Origin of the sequence: Nocardioides sp., from assembly GCF_964229035.1 — a bacterium.
Lineage (GTDB): Bacteria > Actinomycetota > Actinomycetes > Propionibacteriales > Nocardioidaceae > Nocardioides.
The window spans coordinates 54,659-79,967 of the sequence record NZ_CAXRAZ010000025.1; the positions used below are offsets into that span (position 1 = coordinate 54,659).

At 71.2% G+C, this 25,309-nt stretch carries 23 protein-coding genes; 12 read left to right on the forward strand and 11 right to left on the reverse strand.

The genetic code is table 11. The features are described from left to right. The first annotated feature begins 197 nt into the window (after positions 1–197). On the forward strand, positions 198–680 hold the full coding sequence (locus ACERUN_RS07930; RefSeq protein ID WP_370289325.1) for an SRPBCC family protein: 483 nt from the start codon (positions 198–200) through the stop codon (positions 678–680). An 85-nt stretch (positions 681–765) separates the two neighbouring features. Here the strand turns inward: ACERUN_RS07930 and ACERUN_RS07935 are convergent, their stop codons facing one another. Then, positions 766–1,848: an inositol-3-phosphate synthase gene (locus tag ACERUN_RS07935; RefSeq protein WP_370289326.1), complete on the reverse strand. Its 1,083-nt coding sequence runs from the start codon at positions 1,846–1,848 to the stop codon at positions 766–768. Positions 1,849–1,982: 134 nt separating this feature from the next. Next, positions 1,983–2,573 (reverse strand): PadR family transcriptional regulator, encoded by a 591-nt coding sequence (locus ACERUN_RS07940; protein WP_370289327.1) that lies wholly within the window; start codon positions 2,571–2,573, stop codon positions 1,983–1,985. A gap of 166 nt (positions 2,574–2,739) precedes the next feature. On the opposite strand from ACERUN_RS07940, the gene ACERUN_RS07945 reads away from it, so the two are divergent. Together ACERUN_RS07945 and ACERUN_RS07950 are read left to right on the forward strand one after the other, a co-directional pair. Further along, positions 2,740–5,031, forward strand: a complete 2,292-nt coding sequence (locus tag ACERUN_RS07945; protein WP_370289328.1) for a transglycosylase domain-containing protein — start codon at positions 2,740–2,742, stop codon at positions 5,029–5,031. Beyond that, the gene (locus tag ACERUN_RS07950) at positions 4,949–6,511 is read left to right on the forward strand and encodes a glycosyltransferase family 87 protein (protein WP_370289329.1); all 1,563 of its coding nucleotides are present in this window, start codon (positions 4,949–4,951) and stop codon (positions 6,509–6,511) included. Before ACERUN_RS07945 ends, ACERUN_RS07950 begins: the two co-directional genes overlap by 83 nt. Here the strand turns inward: ACERUN_RS07950 and ACERUN_RS07955 are convergent. The 5 genes from ACERUN_RS07955 to ACERUN_RS07975 form a co-directional block, all read right to left on the reverse strand. Continuing rightward, the gene (locus ACERUN_RS07955; protein WP_370289330.1) at positions 6,504–7,577 is read right to left on the reverse strand and encodes an alanine racemase; all 1,074 of its coding nucleotides are present in this window, start codon (positions 7,575–7,577) and stop codon (positions 6,504–6,506) included. The genes ACERUN_RS07950 and ACERUN_RS07955 overlap by 8 nt on opposite strands. Before the next feature lie 3 nt (positions 7,578–7,580). After that, entirely contained in the window at positions 7,581–8,711 is a 1,131-nt protein-coding gene (locus ACERUN_RS07960; RefSeq protein WP_370289332.1) for a lipid II:glycine glycyltransferase FemX, read from the reverse strand. 60 nt (positions 8,712–8,771) lie between these two features. Continuing rightward, positions 8,772–10,004 (reverse strand): FAD-binding domain-containing protein, encoded by a 1,233-nt coding sequence (locus ACERUN_RS07965; RefSeq protein WP_370289333.1) that lies wholly within the window; start codon positions 10,002–10,004, stop codon positions 8,772–8,774. After that, positions 10,001–10,816, reverse strand: a complete 816-nt coding sequence (locus tag ACERUN_RS07970) for a deoxyribonuclease IV (protein ID WP_370289334.1) — start codon at positions 10,814–10,816, stop codon at positions 10,001–10,003. Before ACERUN_RS07970 ends, ACERUN_RS07965 begins: the two co-directional genes overlap by 4 nt. 150 nt (positions 10,817–10,966) lie before the next feature. Continuing rightward, the gene (locus ACERUN_RS07975) at positions 10,967–11,605 is read right to left on the reverse strand and encodes a TetR/AcrR family transcriptional regulator (RefSeq protein ID WP_370289335.1); all 639 of its coding nucleotides are present in this window, start codon (positions 11,603–11,605) and stop codon (positions 10,967–10,969) included. An 84-nt stretch (positions 11,606–11,689) separates the two neighbouring features. Here ACERUN_RS07975 and ACERUN_RS07980 point away from each other — a divergent pair, with 84 nt between their 5' ends. Then, positions 11,690–12,310 (forward strand): hypothetical protein, encoded by a 621-nt coding sequence (locus ACERUN_RS07980; protein ID WP_370289336.1) that lies wholly within the window; start codon positions 11,690–11,692, stop codon positions 12,308–12,310. Here the strand turns inward: ACERUN_RS07980 and ACERUN_RS07985 are convergent. After that, on the reverse strand, positions 12,259–14,043 hold the full coding sequence (locus ACERUN_RS07985; protein ID WP_370289337.1) for an NAD-binding protein: 1,785 nt from the start codon (positions 14,041–14,043) through the stop codon (positions 12,259–12,261). The genes ACERUN_RS07980 and ACERUN_RS07985 overlap by 52 nt on opposite strands. A 154-nt stretch (positions 14,044–14,197) precedes the next feature. Here ACERUN_RS07985 and ACERUN_RS07990 point away from each other — a divergent pair, with 154 nt between their 5' ends. From ACERUN_RS07990 to ACERUN_RS08015, 6 genes are all read left to right on the forward strand, one after another. Further along, complete coding sequence (locus tag ACERUN_RS07990; protein ID WP_370289338.1) at positions 14,198–14,695, forward strand: hypothetical protein; 498 nt, start codon at positions 14,198–14,200, stop codon at positions 14,693–14,695. 172 nt (positions 14,696–14,867) lie between these two features. Then, complete coding sequence (gene rpsF, locus ACERUN_RS07995) at positions 14,868–15,155, forward strand: 30S ribosomal protein S6 (RefSeq protein WP_370289339.1); 288 nt, start codon at positions 14,868–14,870, stop codon at positions 15,153–15,155. Between the two features lie 160 nt (positions 15,156–15,315). Further along, positions 15,316–15,876: a single-stranded DNA-binding protein gene (locus tag ACERUN_RS08000; protein ID WP_370289340.1), complete on the forward strand. Its 561-nt coding sequence runs from the start codon at positions 15,316–15,318 to the stop codon at positions 15,874–15,876. A 97-nt stretch (positions 15,877–15,973) separates the two neighbouring features. After that, positions 15,974–16,210, forward strand: coding sequence for a 30S ribosomal protein S18 (gene rpsR, locus ACERUN_RS08005; RefSeq protein ID WP_036543922.1), 237 nt, complete (start codon positions 15,974–15,976; stop codon positions 16,208–16,210). A gap of 30 nt (positions 16,211–16,240) precedes the next feature. Continuing rightward, positions 16,241–16,687 carry a 50S ribosomal protein L9 gene (gene rplI / locus ACERUN_RS08010; protein ID WP_370289342.1) on the forward strand — a complete coding sequence of 149 codons (447 nt, stop codon included), beginning with the start codon at positions 16,241–16,243 and terminating at the stop codon, positions 16,685–16,687. A gap of 129 nt (positions 16,688–16,816) precedes the next feature. Beyond that, a complete protein-coding gene (locus ACERUN_RS08015; RefSeq protein ID WP_370289343.1) occupies positions 16,817–17,479 on the forward strand; it encodes a hypothetical protein in 663 nt (220 codons plus the stop codon). A gap of 23 nt (positions 17,480–17,502) precedes the next feature. Here the strand turns inward: ACERUN_RS08015 and ACERUN_RS08020 are convergent, their stop codons facing one another. Together ACERUN_RS08020 and ACERUN_RS08025 are read right to left on the reverse strand one after the other, a co-directional pair. After that, the gene (locus ACERUN_RS08020) at positions 17,503–18,078 is read right to left on the reverse strand and encodes a hypothetical protein (protein ID WP_370289344.1); all 576 of its coding nucleotides are present in this window, start codon (positions 18,076–18,078) and stop codon (positions 17,503–17,505) included. Then, a complete protein-coding gene (locus ACERUN_RS08025; protein ID WP_370289345.1) occupies positions 18,075–19,418 on the reverse strand; it encodes an MATE family efflux transporter in 1,344 nt (447 codons plus the stop codon). Before ACERUN_RS08025 ends, ACERUN_RS08020 begins: the two co-directional genes overlap by 4 nt. A gap of 531 nt (positions 19,419–19,949) precedes the next feature. On the opposite strand from ACERUN_RS08025, the gene dnaB reads away from it, so the two are divergent. Together dnaB and ACERUN_RS08035 are read left to right on the forward strand one after the other, a co-directional pair. Continuing rightward, complete coding sequence (dnaB, locus tag ACERUN_RS08030) at positions 19,950–21,329, forward strand: replicative DNA helicase (RefSeq protein WP_370289401.1); 1,380 nt, start codon at positions 19,950–19,952, stop codon at positions 21,327–21,329. A gap of 271 nt (positions 21,330–21,600) precedes the next feature. Next, positions 21,601–24,432: an NACHT domain-containing NTPase gene (locus tag ACERUN_RS08035; RefSeq protein WP_370289347.1), complete on the forward strand. Its 2,832-nt coding sequence runs from the start codon at positions 21,601–21,603 to the stop codon at positions 24,430–24,432. Positions 24,433–24,625: 193 nt separating this feature from the next. Here ACERUN_RS08035 and ACERUN_RS08040 read toward each other — a convergent pair whose 3' ends face one another. Then, positions 24,626–25,228 (reverse strand): hypothetical protein, encoded by a 603-nt coding sequence (locus tag ACERUN_RS08040; RefSeq protein ID WP_370289348.1) that lies wholly within the window; start codon positions 25,226–25,228, stop codon positions 24,626–24,628. Positions 25,229–25,309 lie beyond the last annotated feature (81 nt).

The window sequence follows — 25,309 nt, forward strand, 5'->3', positions numbered from 1 at the left end:
GGCACGCGTTCCTGGCACTTGGCACGCGTTGCAACACGTGCCAAGTGCAGGAATCGCCGGTCGACCGGCGATTCCTGCGCACCGGCCCGCATCCCGGTCCCCACCGCCAGCGGTCCGCTCGGACGGGTACCGTCGCGGAGCCGCGAGCCCGCGGAGAGGACCCCCATCCGAACACCGCCGTACGGAAGGTTGCCGCCATGCCCGAGACCTACGAGAAGCTCCTGCAGGACACCATCGAGATCGACGCGCCCGCTGAGAAGGTGTGGTCGCTCGTCACCGACATCCCGCGCATGGCCAAGTGGAGCCCCCAGGTCGTGAAGTCCACGGTCAAGGGCGGCCACGTCCAGCTCGGCGCCACCTTCTCCAACCTCAACAAGCAGGGCCTCAAGCGGTGGCCGACGGCGGGCAAGGTCGTCCGCTTCTCCCCGCCCACCGCCACCGCCGCCGGCGACTTCGCCTTCCGCATCCGCGAGAACAAGACGGTGTGGTCCTTCCAGGTCGAGCCCCTGGACGGCGGCCGCACCCGCCTCACCGAGCGCCGCGAGACCCCGGACGGCGTCTCGGGCATCTCGATGCTGCTCACCAAGGTCGTGCTCGGCGGGCAGGAGGGCTTCACCGCCGAGCTGCGCCGCGGCATCCGCCAGACCCTCGAGCGGATCAAGGCCGAGTCGGAGGGCTGAGCCCGAGCCGGCGCCCGAACGTCACGAAGGCCCCGCCCCCACGTGGGGGACGGGGCCTTCGTCGTCGGTCGTCAGAGCGACAGGGTCACTCGCCCGCGATGAACTTCTCGAGCAGCGCGCGGCCCTCGGTGTCCTCGATCTGCACCGGCGGGCTCTTCATCAGGTAGGCCGAGGCCGGGATGATCGGGCCGCCGACACCACGGTCCTTGGCGATCTTCGCGGCGCGCACGGCGTCGATGATGATGCCGGCCGAGTTCGGGGAGTCCCAGACCTCGAGCTTGTACTCGAGGTTCAGCGGCACGTCACCGAAGGCGCGACCCTCGAGGCGCACGTAGGCCCACTTGCGGTCGTCGAGCCACGCGACGTAGTCGGACGGGCCGATGTGGACGTTCTTGTCGTCGATCTTGTCGGCCAGCGGGCCGTTGAGGTTCGAGGTGACCGCCTGGGTCTTCGAGACCTTCTTCGACTCCAGACGCTCGCGCTCGAGCATGTTCTTGAAGTCCATGTTGCCGCCGACGTTGAGCTGATAGGTGCGGTCCAGCGTGACGCCGCGGTCTTCGAACAGCTTCGCCATCACGCGGTGGGTGATGGTGGCGCCGACCTGGCTCTTGATGTCGTCGCCGACGATCGGGACGCCGGCGTCCTCGAACTTCTTGGCCCACTCGGGGTCGGAGGCGATGAAGACGGGCAGTGCGTTGACGAAGGCCACGCCGGCGTCGATCGCGCACTGGGCGTAGAACTTGTCGGCCTCCTCCGAACCCACGGGGAGGTAGGAGACGAGGACGTCGACCTGGTTGTCCTTGAGCACCTGGACGACGTCCACGGGCTCGGCGGAGGACTCCTCGATCGTCATCCGGTAGTACTTGCCCAGACCGTCGAGGGTCGGGCCGCGCTGCACCTCGACGCCCAGCGTGGGCACCTCGGCGATCTGGATGGTGTTGTTCTCGGAGGCGTTGATGGCCTCGGAGAGGTCCTTGCCGACCTTCTTGTCGTCGACGTCGAACGCGGCGACGAACTCGACGTCGCCCACGTGGTAGTCGCCGAACTGGACGTGCATGAGACCGGGGACGGTGCTCGAAGCATCGGCGTCCCGGTAGTACTGCACGCCCTGGATGAGGGACGTGGCGCAGTTGCCCACGCCGGCGATGGCTACTCGAACCGAACCCATAGGGGTTTCCTTCCTCGGTCTGCGTCACTGGGGAGGAGTGACGGGTCTGGGTGCTGCTGGGTGATGACTGGGTGATGACTGGTGCTGGGGTGCGGTGCTGCTGGGGTGCTGGTCGTGCGGGGTGGAGCAGCGGATCAGGCCGGTCGCGGCGGGAGGCCGGACCGGTCGTCGGTGTCGTCGCGCCGCGGGGCGGCGTCGCGCTCGGCGTTGATGAGCTCCGAGAGCCAGCGCACCTCGCGCTCGACCGACTCGACACCGTGGCGCTGGAGCTCGGCCGCGTAGCGGTCGACCTCCTTCTGCGTCATCGACAGCTCGCGCTGCACCCGGTCGAGCCGCTCCTGGAGGCGGGAGCGACGGCCCTCGAGCACGCGCAGCCGGATCTCCATGTCGGTGGAGGAGAAGAAGCGGAAGCGGATGTCGAAGTTGTCGTCCTCCCAGGCGGCGGGGCCGACCTCGGACATCAGCCGCGTGAACTCGGAGGCTCCGAGCTCGGTGAGCTGGTAGACGATCCGCTGGCGACGGGACACGGGCCCCGACGGCACGACCTCCTCGATGAGGTTGCCGCGCAGCATCTTCTTCAGCGCCGGGTAGAGCGAGCCGTAGGAGAGCAGCCGCCCCCACCCGAGCATGAGGTTGAGCCGCTTGCGCAGCTCGTAGCCGTGCATGGGTCCCTCGCGCAGCAGTCCGAGGACCGCCAACTCGATGGTGTCGCCACGCCGTGCCATGAAACCTATCGTAGCGATACATCCACAGAACGTGAACTTCCGATGGATCACGCGTGTCCATCGCGGTGACCGATCGCGTCGTCCGGGTGCAGGCCGACCGGTGCGGCAGGCTCCGGCGGGCGGGCGGGATGGCCGCCCGGCGCCCCACGCGCCGTACCCTGGGCGCGTGGTTCAGGGAAAGCGCAAGTCAGGGGCGACGCCGGGTCGCGGCCGCCAGGGCCGCGCCGGCGCGGGCGCCCGGTCCCCCCGCACCCTCAAGCAGCGACTGCTGCGGGTGTTCAAGTGGGGCGTGATCACCGCCGTCGTCCTCGGCCTGCTCGGCATCGGCGGGCTCTACCTGGTGTACCGCAACACCGAGATCCCCAACGCGAACGACGAGTACCTCACCCAGACCACCAAGGTGCTCTACGCCAACGGCAAGTCCGAGCTGGGCCAGTTCGCGATCCAGGAGCGCGAGTCGATCCCCTACGACGAGATGCCGCAGAACATCAAGGACGCCGTGGTCGCGGCCGAGAACCGCACCTTCTTCACCGACCCGGGCCTCGACGTCAAGGGCATCCTCCGCGCCGCGTTCTCCAACGCCCAGGGCAACTCGACCCAGGGCGCCTCCACCATCACCCAGCAGTACGTGAAGATCCTCTACCTCAGCCAGGAGCGCACGCTCAAGCGCAAGGTGAAGGAAGCCTTCATCTCGCTGAAGATCAAGAACCAGTACAGCAAGAAGCAGATCCTCGAGGGCTACCTCAACACCGTCTACTTCGGTCGCGGCGCCTACGGCATCCAGGCCGCCGCGCAGGCCTACTTCGACGTGCCCGCCGCTCAGCTGTCGCTGGCCCAGGCCGCCACGCTCGCCGCGCTCATCAACAACCCGGTCAACCTCGATCCGGCCAAGGGTGAGGCCGCTGCGTCCGCCCTGCTCGACCGCTACCGCTACGTGCTCACGAGCCTCGTCGAGACCGGCAAGGCCACTGAGGCCGAGGTGACCCCGTTGAAGGCGGCGCTGCCGAAGTTCCCCAAGATCAAGACCAGCGAGCAGTACGCCGGCCAGCGCGGCCACATCCTGACGATGGTGCGCAAGCAGCTGAAGAACCTCGGCTTCACCGACGAGGAGATCGACGGAGGTGGCCTCAAGGTCACCACCACCTTCACCCGCAAGGCGATGAAGGCCGCCGCCGACGGCGTGCGTGCCGAGCGCCCCGAGGGTTTCAGCCCCAAGGAGCTCCACGTCGCGGTCGCCTCGGTCGAGCCCGGCACGGGCGCCGTCCGCGGCCTCTACGCCGGCCAGGACTTCCTCACCTCCCAGCTCAACTGGGCGGTCGAGGGCGGTCAGGCCGGATCGACGTTCAAGCCGTTCGCGCTGGCCGCCGGCCTGCAGGCCGGCTTCGAGCTCAAGGACACCTTCGACGGCAACTCGCCCTACGAGCTGCCCGGCGGCGGTCGCCCCTTCTCCAACCAGGGCGATCAGGACTACGGCCGCGTCAACCTGATCAAGGCCACCGAGGACTCCGTCAACACCGCCTTCATCGACCTCACCCTCGGCATGGGTTCGGACGGCCCGGAGAAGATCATCAAGACCGCCAACGCGATGGGTATCCCGCCGGAGGAGGCGCCGGCGTCCGACCCCTACGGCATCCCCACCTCGACGCCGGGCCTGGAGCCGCAGACCGGCGTCGCGCTGGGGTCGCAGACCGTCAGCCCGATCAACATGGCCAACGGCTACGCCACCATCGCCAACCGCGGCGTGGCGGCCGACGCCTACATCATCGAGAAGGTCGTGGACGCCGAGGGCCGGGTGCGCTTCAGCCACAAGGTCACCGACCGCCGGGCCATCCCCGAGGGCATCGCCGACGACACGAGCTACGCCCTGCAGCAGGTGGTGACGGCCGGCTCCGGCAGCGCTGCGCGCAACCTCGGGCGTCCGGCCGCCGGCAAGACCGGCACGGCCACCCGTGGCGACGGCGCGGTGTCGTCCGCCTGGTTCGTGGGTTACACCCCGCAGCTCGCCACGGCCGTGATGTACGTGCGCGGCAAGGGCAACGGCCAGCTCAAGGGCTGGCTGCCGGAGTTCTTCGGTGGCGCCTTCCCGGCGCGCACCTGGACGGCGGTCATGCAGGAGGCGCTCGATGGCACCGACGTCGAGAACTTCCCGCCCCCGGCCTACGTGAAGGGCGAGGCCCCCTCGGAGGGCCACTCCCCGGTGGCGCCGCCCCCGCCGCGGCCGACGCGGGAGCCGAAGCCCACCAGGACGGCGACGCCCACCCCGACGCCGACGCCCACGCCGACGCCGACCCCCACGCCCACGCCGACCCCCACGCCCAGCCCGACGGCGCCGACGGATCCTGCGTCGACCACACCGCCGGCCGCTCCGCTGCTCGGTGGTCGCCCCGGCAACCAGCCGTCGGGTCGCCCCGCCGGCCGCCGCACGCCGGGTGGTCGTCGTCGCCGCACCGCCGCCTGAGCCCGGCACCGGCGTCGTGACCACCTCGGGGGAGTCCCCCGTCCACGCCACCCGCGACGACCCCGTCGTCGCCTCGCTCAGCGAGGTCGTGGGCGGCCCGATGGGCGAGCACGCCGGTCGGCACCCCTGGTGGACGCCGGTGCGGGTGCTCCTGCTGCTCACCACGCTGACCTTCGCGCTCGGCATCGTGCAGAAGGTCCCGTGCCAGGTGGCAGAGGGCAAGGACCAGAACTGGACCTACTCCCACATGTGCTACACCGACCTGCGCCCGCTCTACGTGCCGCGCGGTCTGGCGGAGCGCGCCTGGCCCTACAGCGACGACGACGCCACGCGCGAGCGCTACCAGGTGATGGAGTACCCCGTCGGCATCTCGTACTGGGCCTTCGGCGTCGCCTCGCTCACCCAGCTCGTCGCTGGCTCGGACGACGTCGCTGAGCGCGGTCGAGTGCCCGTGAACGACCTCTACGGCGACCCCGACGTCCAGCGCGAGCAGAGCATCTTCGTCGCGCTCAACGGGCTGGGCTTCGCTGCGCTCGCCCTCATCACGGTGTGGCTGCTGGCCGGCACGAACCGGCGTCGTCCGTGGGACGCCGCGGCCTTCGCGATCTCACCCGCCCTGCTGCTCACGGGGATGATCAACTGGGACCTCCTCGCTGTCGCGCTCGTGGCGGCCGCCGTGTGGGCGTGGTCGCGCGATCGCCCGCTGCTCACGGGTGTGCTGATCGGGCTCGGCACCGCCACCAAGCTGTATCCGCTCTTCCTCCTGGGCGGCCTGCTGATCATCTGCCTGCGCCGTGGACGACGCCGGGACCTGCTCGACCTCGCGCTCGCGGTCGGCGGTGCCGCCGCCGCGTGGGTCGTGGCCAACGCCCCCGCCTACCTGACCGGCCCCGAGCAGTGGAAGGTCTTCTGGAGCTTCAACTCCGAGCGCACCGCCGACCTCGGGTCGGTCTGGATGCTCATCGACCAGGCCGCCGACGTCGGCTTCCGCGCCCACACCATCAACGTGTGGTCGTGGATCCTCTTCGGGGCGTGGTGCCTCGGCGTCCTCGTGATCGGGTTGACCGCGGGTCGCTCGCGCGGCGATCGGGCCGCGGAGTGGGGGATCCCGCGCCTGGCGCAGCTGGGCTACCTGATCGTCGTCGGCTTCCTGCTCGTCAACAAGGTCTACTCGCCCCAGTACGTGCTGTGGCTGCTGCCGCTCGCGGTGCTGGCCCGCCCGCGCTGGCGCGACCAGATCATCTGGCAGGCCGGCGAGGTCTTCTACTTCTGCATCATCTGGTGGTACCTCGGCGGCTTCCTCGCCCCCGCGGGCGGCGGCGACGCCGGCTTCTACTGGGTCGGCATCGCCGTGCGGGTGCTCGCCGAGCTCTACCTGGCCGGGGTGATCGTGCGCGACCTGTACCGGCCGGAGAAGGACCCCGTGCGCGACGTCGATCCCGCGCCGACCGGGCCCCTCGCCCGTGCCGGCATCAGCTGACGACGACGCGGTCGAAGCTCGTGGTCGTGTAGCGCACGCGGACGTCGACGGTCTCGCCGACACCGGGCACGCGCGCTCCGTGCGGGACGAAGAGCATCGAGGCCTGCATGTGCGGCGGCTCGGCGAAGAGGCGCTGCTTGCCGTCGATCGCGAACGGAGAGCGCACGAAGCCGGCGGCGTCCAGGCCCCCGCGGGCCAGGGTGGCGGCGCGGGCCTTCACCGACTGCTCGCCGGTGGGGGCCTCGAGGCCGATGCCGTGGGCAGTGCCGCCGCTGACCACGAGCACGTGACCGGCCTTGGGCGCGGTGCGGCCGCGGTAGCCGAAGGCGTCGCCGCGCTCGACCTCGTGGACGTCGAGCACGGTGGCGCTCACCCGCAGGGCACCGCGGTCGCCGAGCCAGAGCCCGGTGCCGATGCGCGGGCGGATCGTGTAGTCGGCGAATTGGCCGCGCAGGGTGGCCAGCTCGTCGTCCGAGAGGTGGCTGACCCAGATCTGGGGGGTGCCGTGGCCGGGCACGTCGGCGGCGACGAAGTCGTTGACCAGCCGCGTGACCTCGCCGAGGTGGGTGCCCTGGCCCAGCGGTAGGTGCAGCGCGAGGCCCTCGACGCGGGCGCCGGGGTGCTTGCGCAGCAGCTCGCCGGCCTCCCACAGCTCGCGGGCGGCCATGCCGTGGCGCAGCATCGAGGTGGTGCGCTCCAGGACGATCCGGGCGGTGGGGTCGAGGGCCAGCAGCGCGCGCAGGTCGTCGAGCCGACTGACGGTGTGGATCAGCCGCCGGGTGGGCAGCGCGTCCGGCACCCCGATCCACGGTCGCCACGGCGTGAGGACGACGACGTCCCCCGCCCAGCGCTGCGCCACCTCGGGCAGCTCGGTGTAGGTGCCCACCGCGAGCGCGGTGACGTCGTGGCCGCGGTCGGCGAGCCACTGCACCTTGCGGGCGAGTCGGGCGAGGGTGAAGCCGTAGCCGTTGCCCTTGCAGACCGGCACGAGGCCGGGGTGGCCGGCCGCGACCGAATCCAGGTGGGCGCGCCAGCGGGGTCCGTCGACGTGCAGCTCGAGGCTCATCGCTCAGCCCCTCCGCTTCATGTAGATGCCGAACGCGGCGTAGAGCGCGCGGCTGATCGGGAGGTCCCACTCGCCGGCGTACTCGACCGCCTCGCCGCCGGTGCCGACCTTGAACTGGATCAGCCCCACGTGGGGGTCGTCGGCGTCGAGGGTCTCGGTGATGCCGCGCAGGTCGTAGACGGTGGCGCCGGCGGAGATCGCGTCGCGGATCATCGCCCACTGCACGGCGTTCGAGCCGCGCACCTCGCGCTTGGCCGTGGAGGAGGCGCCGTAGGAGTACCAGGCGTGCTGCCCCACGCGGATCGCGATGGTGGCGGCCACGAGGTCGCCCTCGTGGCGGCCCAGCCAGAGCTTGAAGCGGTCGGGCTCGTCGGCCACGAGCGCGTCGTGCATGACCTCGAAGTAGCGCAGCGGTCGGGGCGTGAAGTGGTCGCGCTCGGCGGTGTGCACGTAGAGGGCGTGGAACTCGGCGAGGTCGTCGCGGGAGCCGAGGGTGACCTCGACGCCCTCCTTGGCGGCCTTCTTGATGTTGCGGCGCCACAGCTGGTTCATGCCCTTGAGCACGTCGTCCTCGGTGCGGGGCGTGCCGTCGGGGTCGGTGAGGGGCACCTGGAAGACGAACTGCGGCTGCCCGGCCGCGAAGCCGCCCTCGACGCCCTGGTGGCGCCAGCCGAGCTCGTGCAGCTGGGCGACCACGCGCGCGCCGGCGGCGGAGCGCTCGGCGGGTGCGATCTGGCTGAGCAGCCGGACGTCGTCGTCCGCGATGCCCTGCTTGATCTGCGCGGTGCTCCAGCGGCGGGTGACCACGGGCGGGCCGATGCGCACGGCGAAGGCGCCCTGCCTCTTCAGGTGGGCGGTCATCGGGGTGAGCCAGGCGCCGAGGTCGTCGCTGGTCCAGTCGATGACCGGGCCCTCGGGCAGGTAGGCCAGCGACCGGTTCACCTTGGGCAGGCGCCGGTAGAGCACGAGCGCCGATCCGACGAGGGCTCCGGCGTCGTCGAACCACCCCAGCGACTCGTGCCCCCACTCGGCCTTGACCCGCGACCAGCCGGGGGTCTGCAGGAAGCTGGCGGAGGCCAGCGAGGCGATGTGCTCGCGGTGCTCGTCCTCACTGATCGGGCGCACGCTCGGCATGGGGTCGAGGCTAGTCGAGGGCTTGAGGACGCCGCGGGGCCGGGCTCGCCGGTGCCGGGCTCAGCGCGGCGAGCCGACGCTCTTGCGCCACGCGGTGAACGAGCGCACCGGCGCCGCCTTGGGTCGCGTCAGCCACGGCCACGGGTGCACCTCGACGGGACCCACCGCCGCACTGCGTCGGGCGAAGCCGGGCACGGGAGCGTGGGTGACGGCCAGGGAGCGCCCCGCCAGTTCGGCGGCGACGTCGCCGCGGCGCACCTCCAGGGGGCCGCGGGTGGCGAAGTCGCCGAGGGTCTCGGCGAGGAACACCAGCCGCTTGCCCGACAGACGCAGACGGCGCAGCAGCGGCTCGTCGAAGACGAACACCGCGGGCCGCTCGAGGTCGGCGGCCAGGGCGGGGTCGTCGTCGCCGAGGGACTCGGCGGTCAGCCACACCTCCTCGGCACCGCCGCCCTCGACCTGCGCCGGGCCGGCGGGGATGTCGCCGCGGCCGAGGTAGGGCGCGCCGCCCTCGGGCACCTCGGGGGCCGGGGGCGTGTCGGGCCACTTCTCGATCGGGCAGCGCGCCGCGAGCGGGCAGGAGGCGCACAGCTGCGGGGCGCGCTTCTCGACCTGCCAGCGGCTGAAGCCGTAGGGCTTGCCCGAGCCGGTGCCCACGGTCCACTGCCAGCCGAGGCGGTTGGCGGCGCGTGAGCCGTCGAGCAGGTGGGTGAAGAAGAGGTCCTCGCCGCGGCGCCAGTCGGCCCCGGCCCGCACGGCCCACTGCGAGGCCATCCACATGCGGGTCTGGTTGACCAGCCACCCGTCGTCCTCGAGCTCGGTGGTGACGGCGTCCATGCAGGCCATCTCGCGCGGCCAGGGCTCGGGCCAGGGGTCGGCGGCGCCCGGCTGCTCGTTGCGCAGGGCACGCCCGAGGGCGGTGCCGGTGCGGGCGTAGAGATGGCGGGCGTACTCCTGCCACATCAGCTCGTCGCGGAACTTGTCGCGGTCGCGGGCCGGGGCGTCGGCGGCGGCGTCCCAGGCGTCGCGCAGCGTGATGAGGCCGTGGCGGATGTAGGGGGACAGGCGGGTGGCGCCCCGGCTGCCCGCCGGGAGCACGTTGCTGCGCCGCGCCGCATAGCCCTTGACCTCGAGTGCGGCCAGCGCGGCGTCCGCGGCCATCTGGCCGCCGCGGTGACCGCCCGGGCGGATGCCCTCGGGTCCCTCGAGGGCGAGGTCGCCCAGGTGGGCGGCCACCCACTCGACGACCTCGCGGCCCTCGCCCGGCGGGGGAGGGGTGGGCAGTGCGCTCACGACGAGGCGCCCTGCGAGATCCGCTCGCGCAGCCAGGCGAAGTCGGCGACGTGCGCCTCGACGCCGCCCGGCGTCTCGCACACCACCGGCGCGCCGGCGTCCGCGATGACCTGGGCGAGCAGGTCGGGATCGATCTGGCCGGCCCCGAAGTTGGCGTGCCGGTCGGCGCCGGAGTCGAAGGCGTCGCGGCTGTCGTTGGCGTGCACGAGGTCGATGCGACCGGTGATGGCCAGGACGTCGTCCACGATCGTCTCCAGCGCGTTGCCGCCCGCGTGGGCGTGGCAGGTGTCGAGGCAGAAACCGACCATGTCGGCGCCCTCGGCGCTGCTGATCGCCTCCCACGTGCCCTTGATGCGGTCGAGGTAGCGCGTCATCGCGTTCGTGCCGCCGGCGGTGTTCTCGATGAGGAGCGGGATCTTGATGTCGGTGGCCTCGATGGCCTTGCGCCAGTTGTCGAAGCCCTTCGCCGGGTCGTCGTCGTCGGTGACGTGGCCGCCGTGCACGATCAGGCCCTTCGCACCCAGCTCGGCCGCGGCGTCCATGTGCTGCTGCAGCAGCTTGCGGCTCGGGATGCGCTGGCGGTTGTTCGTGGTGGCCACGTTGATGAGGTAGGGGGCGTGCACGTAGAGGTCGACCCCGGCCTCGGCCGCCGCCTGCTTCAGCGCCGCCGCCCCGCCCTCGTAAGCCAGCACCGGACCCTTGTAGGACTGCGGGTCGCCCAGGAAGAACTGCACCAGCGGCGCTTGCCGCGCCACCGCCTCGGCGACGGGGTCGGTCTGGTCGACGTGGGCGCCGATGCGCAGGGCTGTCATGGCGTCCACTGTAGGGAGGGGGTCCGACCGGGCCGGGGGTTGCGGTTTGGCGCCAATCCCCAACATTTCCCGGCATTTCGGTGCGGTTTGCCACCAATCGGCGCATCCCAGCGCCTCGCGGACGACGGCCACCGGGCCCTGCGCGCGCGGTCAACCTCGCCGCAGCCGCCGCCGCACGGCCGCCCGCTCGAGCGGTCCGAGCTGCTCGAGGACGCCGACGAGGCGGGCCACCTGCTCGAGCGCGTCGAAGGCGGCGTCAGCGCCGGCGGCGTCCACGCCCTCGTAGAGCTCGAGTCCCACGAAGGCCGCGCTGAGCGCGCGCGCCAGGCCCGCGACGTCCACGGCCGAGGGGTGGTCGGGGGGTAGGTCGGCGAGCACGGTCGCGCTGAGGAGTCGGGTGAGGGTGCGCTCGACCTCCACGACCCACCGCTCGAGCCCGCGGGCCGTCGGCTCCGCGAGGGTCGGGTGCGAGGAGGCGCCCGCGAGCAGCTGCCCGATCACGGCCACCGACCCCTCGCGTCGCTCCTCGGCGTGGATGCGGCGGGCGAGGGCTACGAGCTCGGCGACCGAGCCGACACGGGCAACGGCGTCGCGGTGCGCGTCGACGCGTGCGGCCGAGCCGGCGTCGCACGCCGCCGCGAGCAGGTCGTCGATCGAGCCGTAGTGGTAGAAGACGAGCGCCTGGTTGACGCCCGCCTCCGCCGCGATCGTGCGCGCCGAGACCTTCGCGATGCCCTGCTCGGCCAGCACCCGCAGCGTCGCGGCGAGCAGTCGTTCCTTCGTCGTCACGGCCTGATCCTGAGGGTGCTTGAGCGATCGCTCAAGTCGTGGGATGGTTTTGAGCGATCGCTCAAACTTCCCCCAGGAGCCCCCGTGGACGACGTCACCCGCACCCGCCTCCCGGCGCAACCCCCTCGGAGCGGACCCGTGGCCGTGCCGCACACCCCGGTGCCCCACGCCGGCCCCCACCACCCCGGCCTCCACCACCCCAGCCCCCACCCCCCCGGCCCCCACCACCCCGGGCCGGAGGGTTACCTGCTCGCGTGGTGGGTGTCCTGCAATCTCGTCGGCACCGGCTTGGCCCTGCCTGCCGCCGGCGACCTCGCCGCCGCGACGCCGTGGCAGGCCGTGGCGACCACCGCGGAGTGGTCGGCGCTGATCACGGTCCTCGCCGGCTTCCACTCGTTCCCGTTCGCCGTCGCCGGCGTCACCGTGGTGCACCTCGCCTGCCGTCGGGTGCACCGGCAGAGCGTGCATGTGGCGGCCGCCGGAGCGGCGGGCGCGATCACCGGCGCCGCCCTCGCGCTCCTGACCGCCGGCGAGTGGCCGGGCCTCTCGCTCGTCGGCGTCTGGGCGGGCGTCGCCGGGGCGGCGACGGCGACCGGCCGCGCCGCGGTCGTGCCGCTCGTGCTCCTGCGCCGCGACCGCGCGCGGCAGCCGACTCACACCGCCGAGTGCGCCGCCGACCTGAGGAACAGCAGCAGCTCGTCGTAGGGGCCGATGAGATGGGCGGTGTCGCCGGCGGCGACGCGGGTGCCGCGCCGCGGAGGGTGCTCAGCGGTGCCATCGGCGCGCACGAGGTGCACGACCCGGATGCGGGCTGACAGCTCGCCCATCGGCCGCCCGACCAACGGACCGTCGTCCACGGTGAGGCGGGCGACCAGCAGGGGCTGGTCGCCGACGTAGAAGGTGCCGAGCACGTCGAGCCCGAGGGCCGCGCCGACGAACCACGGCGCGGCCAGCGCGGCGGGCGAGCGCACGTGGGTGAAGCCGAAGCTGCCCTGCACGGTGCGGGCCAGACCCCGATCGAACAGCCGCAGGACGACGGGCACGCTCGCCCAGCGCTCCCCCAGCAGGTCGCGCACCGCGAGGCCGGTCTCGATGTTGGCGAGGTCGTCGTTGGTCAGCACCGCCACCGCGCGGGCGTGCTCGAGGCGCACCGAGGCGAGGACGGCGGGCTGCGTGGCGTCGGCGACCACCACCGGCACCCTGCGCTGGCGCAGCTGCGCGAGGACGCGGCCCTCGGGATCGCGCTCGACGACCACCACCTCGATGCCGTCGCGCAGCAGCAGGTCGATGACGCCGATGCCGATGGAGCCCGCGCCGACCACCACCACGTGATCGACGAGCCCGGTGATGCGGCGCTGGCCCAGCGAGGTGGCGATCGTGCGGCTGATGAGCGCGTTGGTGAGCAGGGCGAAGGTGACCGTGGCCAATGTGGCGCCGACGACCATCAGCACGATCGCCCATCCGCGCAGCCACGCGTGCTGGTCGCGGAAGTAGAAGTCGCCGAAGCCGACCGTGCCGATCGTCTCCACGGTGAAGTAGAGGGCGTCGAGCGCCGACATCCGCGTGCCGTCGGGCTCGCGGTAGCCCACCATCAGGATCGTCACCGACAGCGCGGCCAGGCCCACGAGCGAGCCGAGCGCGATCTTCAGCCGACGGTCGGCCCCACGAAGCACCGCCGCCACGAGCGCCGGACGACGCCCCGGCCGCGCCGCCGCATCGGCCGGTCGCGGCGCCCGGGCCCCGACGCGCTCGGGGCGGGTGCGCGTCGTCCTCGCCCGCGGCGCGGCGGTGAGATCAGCCGCGGCGAGCTCCTCGGGCGTCCCGAGCAGCACGACGCCGTCGTGCATCGCCACCGCGCGGTCGCGACCCGGCGCCAGCTCGGTGGTGCCGTCGGTCGGCACGACCGCGAGCGGCGTGAGGTCGCCGAACACCTCGCGCAGGGAGCCCGCCCGCGGGCTGGTGACCCGCTGCACCGCGAACGTCGTGCCGCCGAGCTCGAGCGGGTGCGCGGTCGACTGCAGGCAGGCCTCCACCACCGAGGGCGCGGAGAGTCCGGCGACGTCGAGCACCGCCACGCCGATGCCCTCGAGCGCGCGCCCCACGGCGGCGTTGCGCAGCTGGACGACGACCCGCATCCGCGGCCGCAGCTCGCGCACCAGCAGGGCGGTGGCGAGCGTGTGGACGTCGTTGGACTCCGCGCAGATCAGCGCGATCGCCTGCTCGATCCCGGCGGCCTCGAGCGTCTCGGCGCGGCGGGAGTCGCCGTCCACGTAGGCGATGCCGAGCGCCTCGAGGGCGGGCACCAGCCGCGGGTCGGGGGCGTCGTCGACCATGACGACGGGCACGCCGGCGCGATGCAGCTGCTCGACCACCCGCAGGCCCTCGTCGTGCAGCCCGCACACCACCACGTGTCCGCTGCGGGGCGCTGTGCTGCTCATGGGGCGATCGTGGCGTCTCGATGTCACGCGCGCGTTTCGACACGCTCAGCCTGGGGAGGACGACGGCCCGGCCCGCGGCCCGGGTGACACGATGATCCGACCCGTGGTCCGGGCCCTGGCCCGTCCCACTCGTCCTGCCCTCTCGGGAGCAACCATGAGCACCTCCGCCGGCACCGACCCCCGCGAGCCCACCGGCCCCGCGGATCCCACCGGCCCCGCCGCCGCGCCCGCCGGCCCGCACGAGCCGGGTGCCCTCGGCTACGCGCTCGCGACCCTGGCGACCGTGCTCGTCTGGTCGGTCGGCGCCGCAGGCCTGCTCACCCTCGCCGACTCGGACGAGAGCTACTCCTACCTCGGCACGCTGCTGATCGTGCTGGTCGTGGCGGTGCCGAGCGCGGCCGGCCTGGGTCTCGTCGTCGCGCTCGTCCTCCACCTCCTGTGCCGCCGCCGGCCCTCCCAGGCGGTCCACGTGGCGGCGGCGGGACTGATCGCTGCCGCTGTGCTGCTGGTGGCCGGCGCCCTCGACGGCGCGGTGCGCGGCGGCTGGGACACCCTGGCGATCGGGCTCTGGGCAGGCGTGAGCGCGGCGATCGGGCGGGCGCTCGTCGTCCCCATGGTCGCGGCGCGGCGCCGCCGCTCGACGCCGTCGTGAGCCGCCCCTCCTGCGATTCGTGCGCCCGGGCGCGCCGCTGTTAACCTTCCCCGTCCGGTTCTCCGCGTGGGAGCCGGTCATGTCGGTCGGTCCGAACCGGTCCCGACGATGCAGAGCCCTCCTGCCGCGGAGAGTCCGCGGCCGCCTGAGTCCAGAGGAGGTGGAGACCGCTTTGCGCAACTACGAAGTCGTGGTCATCCTCGACCCGAGCCTCGACGAGCGGACGGTCCAGCCGTCGCTCGACAAGTACCTGAACGTCATCCGCAACGACGGTGGCACCGTCGACAACGTCGACGTCTGGGGCAAGCGCCGCCTGGCCTACGAGATCAAGAAGAACGCCGAAGGCATCTACGCGATCCTCAAGGTCACCGCGGCGCCCGCGACGATCGACGAGTTCGACCGTCAGCTGACGCTCAACGAGTCGGTGCTGCGCACGAAGGTGCTGCGCCCCACCGTCTGATCCGCGCGTCCTGAGCGTCGGCTCACCCGAGCCGCCACTCAGGTGCCTGTGGACGACGAGCGCCGGGTCTATCCGGTGTCGGACGTCCACGACACGATGGGGGCCTGGCCCGGAGTGATCCGGGCCGAGCCGATCGCACCCACCCTCACCAGGAGACACCATGGCAGGCGAGACCGTCATCACCGTCGTCGGCAACCTCGTCGACGACCCGGAGCTGCGCTTCACCCCCTCGGGTGCGGCCGTGGCGAACTTCCGGATCGCGTCGACCCCGCGCACCCTCGACCGCCAGTCGGGCGAGTGGAAGGACGGCGAGTCCCTCTACCTCTCCTGCGCCGTGTGGCGCCAGTACGCCGAGAACGTCGCGGAGTCGCTCACCAAGGGCATGCGGGTCATCGTCACCGGCCGGCTGAAGTCGCGCCAGTACGAGACCCGTGAGGGCGAGAAGCGCACCGCCATGGAGATCGACGTCGAGGAGGTCGGTCCCGCCCTGCGCTACGCCACCGCCAAGGTCAACCGCGCCTCCCGCTCCGGCGGGGCGCCCGGCGGCGGCGGTGGCTACGGCGGCGGTGCCCCGGCCGGTGGCGGCGGCGCCGCACCCGCGGGCGACCCCTGGTCCGGCGGCGGCAACGCCGGCGGCGGGGGCGGCTACGGCGGCGGTGCCCCGGCGAACGACCCGTGGGCCACCCCGGGCGTCTCCGGCGGCGACGAGCCCCCGTTCTGATCCACAGTCGGCTCCACCACGGAGCCGGCCCCATGCATCACCAACCATTCCGGCCGACGTTGACTGACGCGGTCGGGCTCTGAGGAGGAGCACCACAATGGCGAAGGCAGTCGTCCGCAAGCCGAAGAAGAAGGTTTGCCAGTTCTGCAAGGAGAAGGCGACCGGTGTCGACTACAAGGACACCGCGCTGCTCAAGAAGTTCATCTCCGACCGCGGCAAGATCCGCGCCCGTCGGGTGACCGGCAACTGCGTCCAGCACCAGCGTGACATCGCCATCGCGGTGAAGAACGCCCGTGAGGTCGCGCTGCTGCCCTACACCTCCAGCGGCCGCTGAGCTCGGCGCAAGAGAAGGAGAGCTGAACACATGAAGATCATCCTGACCCAGGAGGTCGAGAACCTCGGCGCGCCCGGCGACGTCGTGGAGGTCAAGGACGGCTACGGCCGCAACTACCTCATCCCCCGCGGCTTCGCGATCCGCTGGACCCGCGGTGCGCAGGCCCAGGCCGACGCGATCAAGACGGCTCGTGCCGCCCGCGCGGTGCGCAACGAGGAGCACGCCGTCGAGATCAAGTCCAAGCTCGAGGGTCGCCCGGTCGACGTCAAGGTGAAGGCCGGCCAGGGCGGTCGCCTCTTCGGCGCCGTCACCACCGCCGACATCGCGGCCGCGCTCGGCGAGGCCGCCGGCGAGTCGATCGACAAGCGCACGATCGTCCTCGGCAACCCGATCAAGTCGCTCGGCGCGCACAACGTGTCGGTCAAGCTCCACGACGAGGTGTCCGCCGCGGTGGCCCTCAACGTGATCCCCGCCTGACCTCACCGAGGCATCGCTGATCGCAGCAGATCACGCTCCACCCGCGTGGCCGGCCCTTCCGGGGCCGGCCACGCGGCTATTTTGAGGGCTGCTCCACCCCTTCCTCACCTTCCCCTGGAGACCCGACGCATGCGCACCCCCGCCCGATCCGCCCGATCCGCTCGCCCCGCCGCCCTCGCCGGCCTGGCCCTCGTCGCCGCCCTCGCCGTCAGCGGCTGCAGCAGCGACGACGACACCGACTCCACCGGGAGCTCGACCTCACCGGCACCGGCGCCCAGCGCGAGCGACGACCCCACACCGAGCGAGCCCGCGTCGTCCGCGGCCCCGAGCAGCGCGGCGCCGGCCTCGAACCTGCCGGCCGCCTGCGAGACGATCACCGAGGGCGACATCGCCAAGATGATGGGCATCAGCGTGGGTGCCGGCCAGGCCGAGCGCGGCGACGACGACGACGCCGGGGTGGCGTGGACGACGAGCGAGTGCTCCTTCTCCTCGCCCGAGGTCGAGGTCACCGTCAAGCTCACCGGCCCCGCCGACGTCACGAAGGGCACCTTCGGCTGTCCGCAGCCGGACGACAGCGACGGCAACGTCGAGCCTGCGGACGACGTCGCCGGCGCCACCAAGGGCTGGTGGCGCACCAACGCCGCGCCGCCGCTCGAGGCCGAGCTGCGCGCCTGCTCGGCCGAGGCCAACGTCGACATCGGCCTCGACTACGAGATCAACGACTACGAGGGCGACCCCCGCCAGCAGGCGGCCGACCTCGCGGCGTTCGTGCTGGCCAACATCCAGGGCTGACGCGGGTCGCGTCGGCCGGTCGCTCAGCGCGGGCCGGTCGCGTCACTCGGATCGGGGGCGCCGGCCCAGCGTCGTCCACCGAGGGCGAGGCAGGTGACCACGAGGGCCAGCTGCGCGGCCTGTGCGGTGGCCTGGCCGGCCTGGCCCACACCGGTGAGGCCGGCGCCGAAGGCCAGCGGCGGCGCGAGGAGCACCAAGGCGAAGGCGGCGGTGAGCAGGCCGAACGTCGTGGCGGCCAGGCGCGCCGATGCGGTGTGGGCGCGGCGCCCGAGCTGCTCGCACAGCAGCAGCAGGAACGCGAAGCGTGGCAGGTCGACCGCCCACCCGAGGGCGGGCTCGTCCTGGTCGGCCAGCCACCGCGCGGCGTCGGGCACGGCGAGCACCACCGAGATCACCAGCGCCAGCACGCCGAGCACCCGCAGCACCCCGCGTCGTCCGGGCTCGAGGACGTCGCCGGCCCGCGTGAGCCCGAACAGGCCGAGCAGCAGGAACAACCAGCCCAGCGGGTCGGGGAGCGGGTCGAAGGCCCCCGGGTCGGGGCTGGTCGTGTCGAGCGCCAGCAGCAGGACGCCGAAGGCGATCGCCTGCAGCGGCTTCACGGGGTCGCTCCCGCGCCGGTGACGACCCAGGCTTCCCCGCGGGCACGCCTCACGAGGGTGAGCAGGCGACCCCCCATGAACACCGCGCCGAAGACGACCCAGACCCAGGGCAGGGTGGCGCCTAGGGCGCTGGCGACGAGCACGAGCGGAGCGTAGCCGCCGAGCACCAGCACCCCGGCGCGCGCCAGGTAGCGTCCGTCGCCGGCCCCGATGAGCACGCCGTCGAGCACGAACACGACACCCGCCACGGGTTGGGCGAGCGCCGCGACGATCAGCACCGGGACCAGTGCTGACCGCACGTCCGGGTCGGGGCTGAAGAGGGCGCCGATCCACGGGCTCGCCAGCGCCAGCGCCAGGCCCGTCACGGCGCCGCTCGCCACGCCCCAGCGCAGCATCCGATCGGTCGCCGCCCGCACCTGGCCGACATCGCCGGCGCCGAGGTGGCGCCCCGTGATGGCCTGCGCCGCGATCGCGATGGCGTCGAGCGCGAACGCCAGGAACCCCCACAGCGCCATCGCCAGCTGGTGGGTGGCGATCGGCACGGCCGCACCTGCGGCGGCGACCACGACGGCCACCTGGGTGACGAGGATCGAGGCGCGGAGGGTGAGCGTGCGCACCAGCAGGGGGACGCCGGCGCGGGCCGCCGCCCGCACCCCGGCGCGGTCGGGGCGCAGGGAGGCGCCCTCGGCGCGGGCGGCGCGCACGACGACGAGCACGAGCGCGAGCGCCATGGCGACCTGGGCCAGCACCGAGCCGAGGGCCGAGCCGGCGATCCCGAGGCGGGGCAGCGGCCCGGCGCCGAAGACGAGCAGCACGTTGAGCGCGAGGTTGGCGGCATTGCCCGCCACCGCCACGACGAGGGGGGTGCGGGTGTCCTGCAGCCCGCGCAGCACGCCGGTCGCGGCCAGCAGCAGGAGCAGCGGGGTGATCCCGAGCATGGCGATCCGCAGGTAGGTCGTCGCCGGGTCGTCGATCGCCGCGCCGGCTCCGAACAGGCGCACCAGCGGCCCCGCGAGGACGACGCCCGCCGCCGTCACCGGCACGCCGATGAGCACGGCCAGCCAGAGTCCGTCCACGCCCTGGGCGAGGGCGTCGTCGCGTCGTCCGGCGCCCAGGTTGCGCGCGACCCCCGCCGTGGTGCCGTAGGCGAGGAAGACGCACAGGCCCACCAGGGTGGTGAGCACGGTGCCGGCCACTCCGAGCCCGGCCAGCTCGGGGGTGCCGAGGTGGCCGACGACGGCGGCGTCGCCGAGCAGGAAGAGGGGTTCGGCGACGAGCGCGAGGAAGGCGGGCACGGCCAGCCTGGCGATCTCGCGATCGAGCTCGCGACGGGTGCTCACCGACGGCCCGTGGTCAGGAAGGAGGAGTGTTCCAGGGACGTGGTCCGGGACTTGACAGCGGTGGGGAAAGCCTGTGGAAATCGCGACTCGCCGAGGAGTCGACGGTCCCGACGACGGGCGGCGCCGCGGCGGCCCCCGGATGACCACGGGGTGAACTCGCACGGGTGCAGGGAATTTGTCGTCCCCAGGTGTGGGAACACATCACCCCAGGTCAGAGCGCTTTCGGAGCGGTTCTCCTCCATTCCATCCACAGGCTTCTCCCCACTGGGTGCACATGGCGGGAGCGTGTCGTCCACGGACCTCCCCCAGTTATCCCCAGGCCCTGTGGATAAGGCGCTTCCGCGAGTTCGCCTCCGGGCCGTAGGTTCGCCAGTCTGGACCCCGCGCCCGGCCCGCATCCGCCCATTGTCCCGGGCGCTGCCCCGGGTTGTGTCGGACCCCTGAGGCAGGCTCGGCGACATCGATGCGACAGGTGCTCGGACAGGTGAGGAGGTGGGCCCGGTGAGTCTCACCGACGACCCCCCGGCCTGGATGGCCGAGCCGCCCCAGGAGTGGGGCGACGGTCCGGCGTCCTACGCCCCCGGCGAGGCTCCCTCGGGTGGGCGCACGCCCCCGCAGGACATGGCCGCCGAGCAGTCGGTGCTGGGCGCCATGCTCATCAGCAAGGACGCCATCGCCGACGTCGTCGAGGTGCTGCGTGGGCCCGACTACTACCGCCCGGCCCACGAGTCGATCCACGACGTCATCCTCGACCTCTACAGCCGCGGCGAGCCGGCCGACATGGTCACCGTCGCCGGCGAGCTGCAGCGTCGCGGCGAGCTGCAGCGCATCGGCGGAGCGCCCTACCTGCACACCCTCGCCGCCAACGTCCCGATCGCCGCCAACGCCGGCTTCTACGCCGAGATCGTGCGCGAGAAGGCGATCCTGCGGCGCCTGGTGAACGCCGGCACCAAGATCGTGCAGATCGGCTACGCCGGCGAGGGCGAGGTCGACGCCATCGTCAACGAGGCCCAGGCCGAGATCTACCAGGTCACCGACCGTCGCAAGGCCGAGGACTACTCGCCGCTGAGCGAGATCATGGACTCGGTGCTCGACGAGATCGAGGCCATCGAGAACCGCGAGGCCGGCATCTACGGCGTGCCCACCGGCTTCGCCGACCTCGACGAGCTCACCAACGGTCTGCACTCGGGCCAGATGATCGTCGTCGCCGCCCGTCCCGCCATGGGCAAGTCCACGCTCGCGCTGGACTTCTGCCGTGCCGCCGCGATCCACAACAACCTGACCGCCGCCTTCTTCAGCCTGGAGATGACGCGCTCAGAGATCGTGATGCGTCTGCTCTCGGCCGAGGCGCGCATCCCGCTCAACCACATCCGCAACGGCAAGATGGGCACCGAGGAGTGGGACCGCCTCGCCCGTCACGTGGCGAAGGTGTCCGCGGCGCCGATGTTCATCGACGACTCGCCCAACATGACGATGACCGAGATCCGCGCGAAGGCCCGCCGGCTCAAGCAGAAGCACGACCTCAAGATCATGGTCATCGACTACCTGCAGCTCATGAGCTCGGGCAAGAAGGTCGAGTCCCGCCAGCTCGAGGTCTCGGAGTTCTCGCGCCAGATGAAGCTGCTGGCCAAGGAGCTCGAGATCCCGATCATCGCGCTCAGCCAGCTGAACCGTGGCCCCGAGCAGCGCGCCGACAAGCGCCCCGCCATGAGCGACCTGCGTGAGTCCGGCTCGATCGAGCAGGACGCCGACATGGTCATCCTGCTGCACCGCGACGACGTCTACGAGAAGGAGTCGACCCGCCCCGGCGAGGCCGACCTCATCGTGGCCAAGCACCGTAACGGCGCCACCCGCGACATCGTCGTGGCCTTCCAGGGTCACTACAGCCGTTTCGTCGACATGGCGCACTGACGATCGCGGCCGCTGTCGAGATGCAGCGAAAACGAGGCGATCGAAAATTCGCCTCAAGAACACTGAATCGGTAGAGATTCGCTCGGCCAGCCGGGGCCTCGTCGCCGATGCCGATCGGTTCATGCACCGTCAGCTCGTCGAGCTCGTCCGCCCACACCTCCAGGAGCTAGAGGCGGCCCGCACTGACTCCGTCGTGGTGACTGCAGAACCGGGAGCCCGTGTCGCCGGGCGTTGCTACCTTGAGCTGTCCCCTCGAATCCTGGAGTCGCCCTTGAAGCACCAGCTGCAGTTGCTGAGCCCCGGTGCCTTTCAGTCGATGGCAGCCGCCCTCGCGATCGCCCAGTTCGGCTCGGGAGTCCAGGTCATGGGCGCAGGAAAGGACGGCGGCCGCGACCTCTACTTCGAGGGGTCTCTGACGTTCGGCTCGGCCGACGGTTCCACATCTGAGACGCTAACCGGGTACACCGTCTTCCAGGTCAAACATCACGACAAGGTCTCCGACTCGGAGACCGCCAATGCCTCGTGGCTTTGGGGAGAAGTGAAGAAGGAGCTCGACGCCTGGTCCGAGTGGGACAAGAAGGACCCGCGCGACCCGGTGCCCGACCAGCTCATCTTCATCACCAATGTCGCCCTCACGCCGGTTCAGAACACTGGCGGCCACGACGTGATCCGCAAGAACATCAAGGCCTACCGGGACAAGCTCAACGACGCGAGCCGCGACATCGACGATCAGAACGCCATCCTCGACAAGGTCCAGCGACGCAAGAGGATCGCGCACATCAAGACGATCCGATTCTGGGACGGCAACCAACTCGACGCCCTGTTGAGCACCAGCGACGCGGTACGTCGTCGATTCGATGCGTTCCTGACCGCCAGCGACGTGTTCACCTTCATCTCCGAGCTCACCGGGAATGTCCCGGTAAAGGACAGCGAACCGGTGTTGCTCGACCAGGCCCGCACGGAGCTCCTCTCCGACGGACTGGTCTACTTCGATGACGCCGGCGACCGCGACAACCGAGGCATCCCAGTGCACGAGGTCGCAATCGACCTCCCAGTGACGTTCCCAGGAGGAGGAAACAGGAGCACCGTGCTGGGGCACGTGCTCGGACGCGGCGACAACATCCTCGCCCGAGATATCACGGCCGTAGACGGGCCGCGGCACATCGTGCTCACCGGCCAGCCGGGCAACGGAAAGACCACGATCTCCAAACTGATCGTGCAGGCCTACCGCGTGGCCGCACTCAAAGGATCAACTGCACTGGCCGCGAACCACGACGCGGTGATCGCCGGCACCGAGGCCGTGCTGCAGAAGCTGGGACACGAACTCCCGCGGCACCGTCGATGGCCACTGCGCATCGATCTGGCGCATTACGCGGAGGAGCGGGGCCACAAGCTCGACGAATCACTGATGCGCTACGTGTCCGAACGCATCAGCAAGAAGTCGAACCACGGAACCGTCACGCCAGCCACCCTCACCTCCTGGCTCCGCGCCTGGCCATGGGTTGTCGTTTTCGACGGCCTCGACGAAGTCACCGAGCCCGAGACCCGGCGCACCGTGATCGAGCGGGTGGTGGAGTTCGTCAACAACGCCGAGGGAGACCGATGCGACCTCCTTGCGGTGATCACCACGCGACCAGTGGGCTACACGGAGAGCATCGACCCAACGTCGTTCGAGACCGTCGCGTTGGACGACCTCACCCCCAACGAAGCGCTCGCCTTCGGAGCCAAGGCCGCCCAGGTGCGCCTCAATGGCGACGAGGAGCGGATCGACAAGGTCACCGTGGCCCTTCGCAACGCCGCCCAGGATGAGAACCTCGTCAAGCTGTTGCGGACTCCGCTGCAGGTGCTCATCTTGTCGATCATCGTCGACGGTGCCGGGACCATCGCGCCCGACCGGTACAGCCTGTTCTGGAGCTACTACGACACCGTCGTACGGCGCGAGCGCAACAAGCCGACTATGGTCCGCACCTTGCTGACCAAGTACGAGCCGTTCATCCACCAACTTCACGAGCGTGCGGGTTTCGTGCTGCAACAGCGCAGCGAGACCGCCGACCACTCCACCGCCGTGCTGACAGAGCCAGAGCTGCGCGACATCGTCTGGCACATCCTCGACGAGGCTGAGTTTCAGCCTGACGGGCATCACTCTGACGTCCTGGATTCGATCATCAAGTCAGCAACGCAGCGGCTCCTCCTCATTGCGCCAAGGAGCGACGGCTTCGGCTTCGACGTGCGCTCGCTCCAGGAACTCATGGCGGCGAGGCGAATCAGCGACGCGCCCCTGGAGACCCTCATCGACAGGCTCCGTCTCCTCGCGCCGAGCCCGCACTGGCGCAACACCTGGTTGTTCGCGACCGGACGGATGTTCGCCGAACCGCGCGCCCACGAACACCAGGCCGTGGTCGAACTCGTCGAGACGATCGACGTAGGTGCAGCCGAACGAATCGGCGAGCACCTACCGATCGGCCCCGAACTCGCCCTCGACATACTCGACGACGGCATGGCTCGCGCCTGGCCAAGTTGGAGCCGGCGAATCCTCGCCCACGGCCTCCACGTGCTCGACGCTCTCTCCGCCTTCAACCTCGACCGGGCCCTACGCATCCTTCTGCGGTACGCCGACGGCGGCGCCGACCAACGAGACGCCGTAGCGCGAATGATTCGGGACGACCTGACCGCAACGGCAAACCGCCTGACCCTCGCCAGCGCGGCTGAGATGGTGCCCGCGATCGAACGCGATCTGCGCGTCCACGAGCGCACGCTCGGTCTCAGCTTCGTCTTCGACCAGATCGCCAGGAGCCCGCACCCCGCAAGCCCTCGCGTGGACTGGGACGCCTTGAACGAGGAACTGGACACAAGCCCCCACCCGGACACGCTCGACCCCGTTATCCGCGGTGCGGCCGACGCGCTAGAGGCAATCAAGAACGAGGTCTTCACCGAGGAGCACGAAGCCGACCTCGTCGCCTGCCTGAACCACCCTGAGGCAGCCGAAGTACTGAGCGCGGCTCTCACTCACGTGCTTCCTGGCGACGTGGGGCTGTTCCTCCAACTCAGGTCCGTTCTCTCACAACGCTTCCGCGACCCCCTCGGCGACCGCATCCTCGCCTGATCGCAAGCCCCATTCGCCGGCATACTCAGCGCTTAAGGCGACTACCTCGCTTGTCGTGATCTCCGTCGCGGCAGTTGGTCGCCATGGGGGAAGAGGACCGGTCTGCAACGGCCGTCTCCTCCGGCCACGTCGATCTCGAGCGCCGGTCTCGGCCGGACCCGCCCCACGCAATCGTCGGCGACAGTCGCTCAGATCAAATGCCGTCAGGGTTTGAGCAGATCTCGCATGCTGCGAGATGGCGCTCGTCCAGGAGGCTGGCCTCGGCGAGGACATCGCGGGCAAGGCGACGCACTGCAGTAGTGATCTGTCGCGTCGGCGCTTTGTAAACGACTTCGGTTGGCTGGTCATCGCTGGCACGCTCGATCACGGAGATGTGAACGAAGTGGCCCTCGGGGCCTCCGCTCCCAGATGTTGCGACTTCGATTCCGGCAGCGTCGAGCTCCAGCGGGTCACCCTTCCGCCCCCGTCCGGCGCGCTGGGCGTCGCCGGTACCGCGGATGTAATCCTCGTAGTGCTCGAACCGATCCCGCAGCGTCTTGATCGTGGGGTGCTCGTCATTAAAGCGACGGACGATGTCGCTGTCTTTGCCAATTGCGTGCTCGGCTCCGCGGAGGACGTTTCGCACAGCGTCTACCAGCACCATGGTCATTGCATCGCGGCGGCCGAGCTCCGTTGCTGGCGACTCCGGGATCGAGATGGACTCGATCGTCTCGTAGGTCTGGGACGCCGCGGCCGCCCACGCATGCGCCCACCGTGCAAGGTGGTGCTCCGGACCTGAGGGCGCCATATCGTTCATGTCTCAACCTTCTCACCGCTGGCGGTGATGAGATGGTCGGGCACTTCGCCTCTTGGTGTCGGCCTTGAGTCCTATGATCCG